Source organism: Fodinibius sediminis (genome assembly GCF_900182555.1).
GTDB lineage: Bacteria > Bacteroidota > Rhodothermia > Balneolales > Balneolaceae > Fodinibius > Fodinibius sediminis.
This window is the reverse complement of sequence record NZ_FXTH01000043.1, coordinates 1-1,407: the sequence shown is the minus strand read 5'-3', so window position 1 is coordinate 1,407 and position 1,407 is coordinate 1. Positions and strand designations below refer to the sequence as shown.

1 protein-coding gene is annotated in these 1,407 nt (G+C 47.7%); it reads left to right on the top strand.

Features of this window, described 5'->3' with window-relative positions:
* The first annotated feature begins 285 nt into the window (after positions 1-285).
* A complete protein-coding gene (locus FN808_RS18745; protein ID WP_142716151.1) occupies positions 286-1,338 on the top strand; it encodes an IS110 family RNA-guided transposase in 1,053 nt (350 codons plus the stop codon).
* The last annotated feature ends 69 nt before the right edge of the window (positions 1,339-1,407 follow it).

Sequence of the window (1,407 nt, the reverse complement as noted above, 5' to 3'; positions counted from 1 at the left end):
CCTCGTATGTTGATCACGAAGTTAAGATAGGTTGTATTATTGGGAAGATCTATCTAATTACAGATGTCTAAATATTAGGGGTGAGAGATAACTTAACGACCAAACAACCCTAGAGGTATGTTCAGCGCAAGAAATTCCTCACCCCTTCTTAAACCTTTTAAGAGCCTCAAATAGAATCTAAGGAGTTGGGTAAGGCCCACCATCCACAATAGAAAACGAGTCCAGGCCATCAGAAAAGGTTGTTTTTAGTCTTTTATCGGGATTCTTAATAAACCATATCAGCGTATGAACCCATTAAAACAAGTGATTGGAATTGATTGCGGCCAAAAAGAGTTGGTCTGCCGTTTTGGAGAACTAACTCCGGATTTGGAAAGCACCCTTAAGGCGAGAAAAACCTGTCCCAATACAGCTACGGGCATAGAAACCCTTATCAGATGGGCTGATGGTCTAGCCGGCGGGTCTGTAGCGCCGGTATTCGTGGTAGAGGCCACGGGCATTTATCATCAGAAGTTGGCCTACGAACTATACCACCAAGGGCGGCCGATAGTGGTGGTGTTGCCAAGCCGGGCCAGCCATTTTGCCAAGACCTTAAAGGTACGAACCATAACTGACAGCAGTTCTGCTGAGGCATTGATGCAGATGGGGCTGGAAAAAAACCTTGACCTGTGGCAGCCTCCTCATCCTATCTTTGCAACCCTCAAGCAGCTTACTCGCGAGCGAAAACGGCTAAAAGATGAGATGAACAGATTGAAAAACCAGCGTCATGCCGATGAGGGATCGGTGGAAGCGCTGCCGGAAACCCTCGGGCGCATCAACCAGCGCCTGCAGCTTGCCGAGGAGCATATTGTTGCCATTGAAAAGCAGATTCAGACCCTGATAGCCGAAAATGAGGAGTTACGCCAGAAGTTTTCCTGTGTCTGTAGCATCAAAGGGGTCGGGCTAATGACCGCGGCTACTGTCGTTGGCGAAGCGGATGGTTTTAGCATGGCTCGAAACGCCAGACAGCTGGTCAGCTATGCCGGTTACGATATAGTTGAAAAGCAGAGCGGGACATCTGTTAAAGGCAAAGCTCGTATCTCAAAAAAGGGCAACACTTATATCCGGCGGGCACTATATTTCCCGGCCATCACCGCCGCCCGCCATGACCAACACCTTGGCCGTTTCTACGAGCGGTTGCATGAGAAACATAATATTAAAATGAAAGCCTATACCGCCGTGCAGCGAAAGCTGTTAGTCTTAATCTATACCCTGTGGACCAAGCAAGAACCCTATGACTCCAACTACCAACATAAAAAAGTGGAGCAACCTGAACCGGCTGCCCCACACGAGCTGGCTTAAAGCCGCTCTTTGTGCATAAGCACGTAAAAAATTACGAATTTATTTGTTCTTTAACATAGAATCTTGCGC